The 5,878-nt window shown below is 42.5% G+C and carries 1 protein-coding gene; it reads right to left on the reverse strand.

Features of this window, described 5'->3' with window-relative positions; genetic code table 11:
- Window positions 1-215 precede the first annotated feature (215 nt).
- The gene (locus ACLOR3_RS02600) at window positions 216-5,552 is read right to left on the reverse strand and encodes a Cna B-type domain-containing protein (RefSeq protein ID WP_411400152.1); all 5,337 of its coding nucleotides are present in this window, start codon (window positions 5,550-5,552) and stop codon (window positions 216-218) included.
- Between the last annotated feature and the right edge of the window lie 326 nt (window positions 5,553-5,878).

Here is a 5,878-nt window from a genome sequence, read left to right on the forward strand (position 1 = left end):
ACTAAGGTTCCAAAACTCCCGAGTGCTAGAAACACTATTGTTTCTAGCACTTTTCTCACAGCGGAAAGTTTTAGAGTTGCTTATATGACTCAAATAAAAACTCATTGTTTTGAAGAATCATCTAGCTAGTTAATGTAAAAACAGTTTATCTCTATTCTAAAGAGGCCCCTAAGGGCCTCTTTAATACTCTCGATTAGTTAGATCAAACCATGCGCTTATTTTTTCTTCTTTTTAAGGAGATAAGCTGCACCGCTTGCTACTACAAAGGCTAACACCAAGCTAATCAAGGAGATAGTGGTACCAGTGCTTGGCAAGATACCAACCTTCTTACCTGGTTTCTTAGGTTCTGGTGTCACTGGCTCTGTTGGTTCATGTTTATTGGTCAGAACAACATTACCTTGACCGTCATCTGTTTTCGTCACTTGGTAACCTCTTGGAACATCGACTTCTTCCACCGTATAGGTGACAGCTTTGCCCTTGACATTCTTGTCCAGATTCGCAAAGGTATGAGTCCACTTGTTCTCAGCTGCTAATTCAATGACGTCACCAGATTTCTTACCATCCGCATATAGCTGCACTTTCACACTCTTCGGACGAAGACCATCTTTGTCCTCTTGGTCATCCCACTGTTTGGTTACAGAGAGGGTGGTCTTACCTGGAGTGTGCGTATTGGTAATAGTATAGCTTTCTTGGTCAATGCTTGGTGAATAGTCATTAACCTTTTCTTCTTGAAGGGTGTAGACGATTTCCTTACCATCCTTAAACTTAGGAAGGCCAGTAAAGGTTTCTTTCCAATCGGTCTCGCTTGTAATATCTTTGCGAGCCACTTCTCCACCATTGGCTAGAAGTTTCACAGTGATCTTAGTAGGACGAAGACCATCTTGGTTGTCATTGTCCACCCAGATCTTAGTGACTGGAATATCCACCGTACTTGGAGTGTGCGTATTGGTCAAGACGATATCGCCCTTCTCCTTGCTCTCTTCTGTTACGGCGTAACCTTCAGGGACATCCACTTCTTTCACAGAATAATGAATCTCTTGTCCGTTTGCTTTTTCAGCAAGTTTCTCAAAGGTATGAGTCCACTTGTTCTCAGCTGACAAGACAACTTCCTTGCCTAGCTTTTGATCACCCGCATACAATTGGACGCGAATTTCTTTTGGACGAAGGCCATCTTGGTTATTAGCGTCATCCCATTTCTTAGTGACCTTGACCTGAGTGACAGCTGGTTCATGCTTATTGGTCAAGACAGGATGTGTTGGATCCTTGTCATCAATTGAAAGGGTGTAGCCTTCTGGGACATTCTCTTCTTTCACAGTGTAGTGAATGGCCTTGCCGGCTGCTTTTTCATCAAGGTTTTCAAACGTTCCTTGCCACTGATTCGCTTCTGATAATTCAAGGGTCTGGTCTGTAGCAACTCCATCTTTATAAAGTTTGACTGTAATCGTCGCTGGGCGAAGACCATCTTGGTTATTGGCATCGTCCCATTTCTTGGTTACTTGAACTGTCGTCTTAGAAGGAGTGTGCGTATTGCTAATCACTACCTGACCTGGATTGGTCGTTTCTACCGTTTGAGTATACCCTTCTGGAACTTCTGTTTCTTTCACGGTATACTGAACAGCTTGACCAGCTTTTTTCTCATCCAAATCAGAGAAGGTATAGGTCCAGTCGTTGGCTGCAGAAAGTTCTACCTCTTTACCTGATTTTTGGTCATTCGCATAGAGTTGGACCTTGATGCTCTTTGGACGAAGGCCATCTTGGTTTTCTGCATCAGCCCATTTCTTAGTCACTGTTACACTTGTCTTACCTGGTTTGTAGGTGTTGGTAATCGTTGAACCGTCGATAGTCGTTGAGTAGTTGGCAACGGTATCTTCTGTTACCGTATAGACTAGTTTTTGACCATTCTTATAGACTGGCAAGTCAGTGAAGCTGTGGCTCCATGTATCTCCCTCACCAGACAGAGTAGCCGTCTGTACTTCCTCTCCGTTGGCTAGGAGATGGACGGTGATGGTTGATGGACGGAGTCCGTCTTGGTTCTGAGCATCATCCCAAACTTTTTTCACGCTGACTTCTGTAGTTTCAGGAGTGCGCTTGTTGGTAATGGTTGCTTTTCCATCGACGAACTGAGCTTCTTGACTTTCAGCTGTATAATGATTCGGTACCTTGACTTCTTTTACAGTATAGGTAATCACATTACCATCATTGTCTTTGTCTGGAAGAGCGCTGAAGGTTACTTTCCAGTCATTTCCTGCTGAAAGGGCTACTGGTTTGCCTTCTGCTGTTCCATTCTTGTACAATTGGAATTCAATCTTTTCTGGACGAAGACCTTCGACGTTGTCTTGGTCATCCCAGACTTTTGAAGCTTCTAGATCGATATAATGGATATCCTGCTCATTGGCGATTACTTTTGGTGAAGCTTTTGAACCAGTCGCTTCGCCATCAATTGTGACATGGTAGAGCTGCTGATCTGCATCGTAAGTGACAACGACTGAGTGCTCTGTCTCATCCAACTTGTAGTTGTTTGGAGCTTTCGTCTCTTTAAGAGTGTAAGTTCCTTCTGTTAGGGTGGTGAAGGCAAGGTCGCCGTCCTTGTCAGAAACTTGAGTCGCAAGGACAGCACCAGTCGCATCTGACAAGCTGAACTCCGCACCAGCTAAGCCTTTGCTAGTATCATCCTTGTCTACTTTCTTCACATGGAAGCTCGCCGCAAAGATTTGAGACGTTACGGTGTTGGATTCTCGGTTTCCTTCATGTCCTTTAGCTCTATAACCGAATTGGTTATGGGCTTGAACAACACCTGAACGGCCACCATTGTCCTTGTTATCTTCGGTACGTTCTAACATCAACTGCTTGACTTGGTCAGTCAATTCGCTTGGGTTGACCACTGGCACCGCAACATCTACTTGGCTCCGTGCACCGATAGTGGTCCCCTCATTCGCTACGACTTTAATTCCTGTTACTTTACTAAAGTCTGTGACATCTGCTGACCAAATATCTTTATCTGCAGCTTGTGCCATGGTACTAGCTGTAACTGTAGTATCTGTTGTGTAGTATACTGTCCACCCTTCTGGAGCAGTCACTGGTCCACGAAGACTAACGGTGTATTCTGTCTTACGGGCTGAAGCATCCAGTGTATTGACATCTCCAACTTTAGGGAGAACGTCATAGATAACCGTGTTTTCAACTGGACTATCTGTGTTGTTTTTAATCGTTAACTTGTAATTAAAGGTTTCCCCTGGTTTAAAGGTTCGAGTTACTGTTGAAGCATCAGACAAGTCATCGTTCTTGGCGATGAACTTACGAGAATAAACCCCTTCAGCTGCGACAATAGTATAGTTGGATTCCGCATGAGGAATCTTATCCGTTGTCGAACCATTGTTGTTTAAATCATAGCTATCTACTGCAACTGTATTCGGGTTAGCCGTTTCTAGATCCCAGAGGCCTTCTCCTGCCAGATAGATATGGTTGGTAAAGGTTCCGCCATCAGCCTTCCCTTTTAATTTAGTATAGATGAATGGTAAATTAGCCTTGCCACCAGTCTCTAGGGAGCGTTTGATAAATTCCTTTTGATCCAAATGGATAATCAAGGCAGAACGTCCAGAATTGTGGTAGTTTTCAATGACCTCATAGGATTTGTACCAAGGGGCATAAAAACGAGTGTTATTCTTATCAAAGTATTGATCTAGGTATTTGAAGTCAATATCCAAGGTATTTGGATCAAAGAGATCAATAACACGCAAGTCCTTGTAATCCTTACCTGGATCTAAGCGAACATTATTAGCAGATAGGGCAAAACGAATGGTTTTTCCATCTGTGAATTGGACATTGTTATAATCTGTATTCTTAGTCAGTTCAACATTTTCTGTCAATGGAAGAAGTTTGAACTGCCATTTAGCAGATTGGTCTCTGTCTGCCCCTGACTGGGTTTTATAGGTGATCCGTCCAGTATTTTCATAGGCATTCTTGGACTCATCATTTTGATCGATATGGGTCTTTTCTGGATCCTTGAAGGCTGTATAGGTAGAAATATAAATCCCTTGACCAGATGGAAGCGCGAAGTCATCTTTCATCTCCAGTCTCCAGCCGACAACCGTTCCATATTTGGTCAAATCAATGTTTCCAAATCCATCCTTGTCTGCCTCTGGTTGGATTTCTTTAGTTGAGCCATCTTCCATGGTTAGGATGATGCGTTTCACGTATTGATTGATCAGAGGTCCATTTCCATAGATTCCAATCAACATACGACCATATTCAATTTTGGTAAACTTCAAGCGCGAGTCTACTTGCTCATCATAAAAGACAACATTCTTTTGAGCAAATGGTGTGGTATTATTGTATTTCAAGAGCCACTTGTAGTTAGCCGCCTTGTAGTCTGTCGAATCGTAGACATTTCCTTCTGCTTGTTTAGCAAAAGCTCCTTTACCTTCCAAGTCACGCGAAGTGAGTCGGAAGATGAGAGAATCTTCAGCCGTTACATCCGGCTCTCCCTCACCACGTTCCGCAGGAATCCCCACGACAGACGCAGTATTGGTCAAATCTTTCACTAAGACATCTTCTAAGGTTTGGTCTTTTTCCATGACCAAATCAGGGAATTTCAAGTATAAGAAACTCTTGTCTTGGATTTTTTGCATCAAATCTGAGTGGTAACTTTGAACATTTTTATTTTCATCAGCTACAAAAGTTTTTGAAACCGTACCATCCCCATTATCGACCCAGCCTTCTGATTTTTCTGTATCTAGAACCGCTGTGCGAGTTTTTCCATCTTTGTCCGTATAGGTTGGCAGCTTATCTGTGATTGTTGCAGATTCCAACTGACGATAGCTACCATTGTACTGTCCACGCATCCCATCTAACAAGAAGGCAAACGGAACCGAAGTAGCTTTTTCGATGTACTTTTTGCCATCTGCTCCAGTTACAATCCCTGGAGAGGCTTCCGCATAGTCTCTGGACATGGTCGCATCATAGTTCTGATTGACAAACTTGGTCAAGGTATAGTCCTTGTATTGAGGTTTCCAAGTGATACTATTGATAGCAGTCTCAGCACCGTTAATATTGAGCGTCCCTGTAATATCCATCGAGTAGTTGGTAGGAGGGAATCCTAACTTAAACTTGGCGATGAATGGTAGGGTCAAGACTTCCGATTTTTGGTAGTTCGTAAAATGTAAACTGACATGGTAGTCATCTCCCACCTTTGTCACTGTTGGTGCGTCATGTTGCGAGCTACTATTGAACTCGGGAACATTAACCTCATCCAGGTATTTCCCTGGAAGCACTAGATTCACAACCACATCATCCAGATCTGTTGTCAGATTCTTAGGGGTAATCTGAATGTAGCCAGACATGGTATCAGATGTGTTATAGGCCATGCCACCTGGATGTTCTTGCTTATCTCCATACAAGAGGCTAACATCTAAGGCACCATTATCTCCGACTGCTAGCTCTTGCGCCAAGGCTGTTACAGCACCTTGACCCAATTGACCCAGCATCATCAAAATGGTGAAGAGGGCAAACCCTTTTTTCAAAAAGGTTTTCCATAAGGACGGTCTCTTTTTCATTCTTTCATCTCCTTTTATCATTTTGAACCGCAAAAGTTCCTCACTCCATTTTTATCATATATGAGCCAATTTAGCCAACGATTATATAAAAAGTGTCGCTAAATGAACAAATGAACAATCTAATGTTTTTGTTTTTTTAAGTTTTCTTGATTTCTGCATCAACCAGCCAATTTAGGTTAAGCCCTCCCAAGATATGATTGCAAAGATCTATTATATAGCTCTACCCCTTGTTTTCATAGCTTTTTTATACCCTTCTCAGTTACCTTTAAATAGTTGCATAGATATCTCTAGGGTGTTTTTAAATTTTTTTGGACAAAAACTCCATG

This window comes from Streptococcus intestinihominis (assembly GCF_046824975.1).
In the GTDB taxonomy this organism is placed as follows: Bacteria; Bacillota; Bacilli; order Lactobacillales; family Streptococcaceae; genus Streptococcus.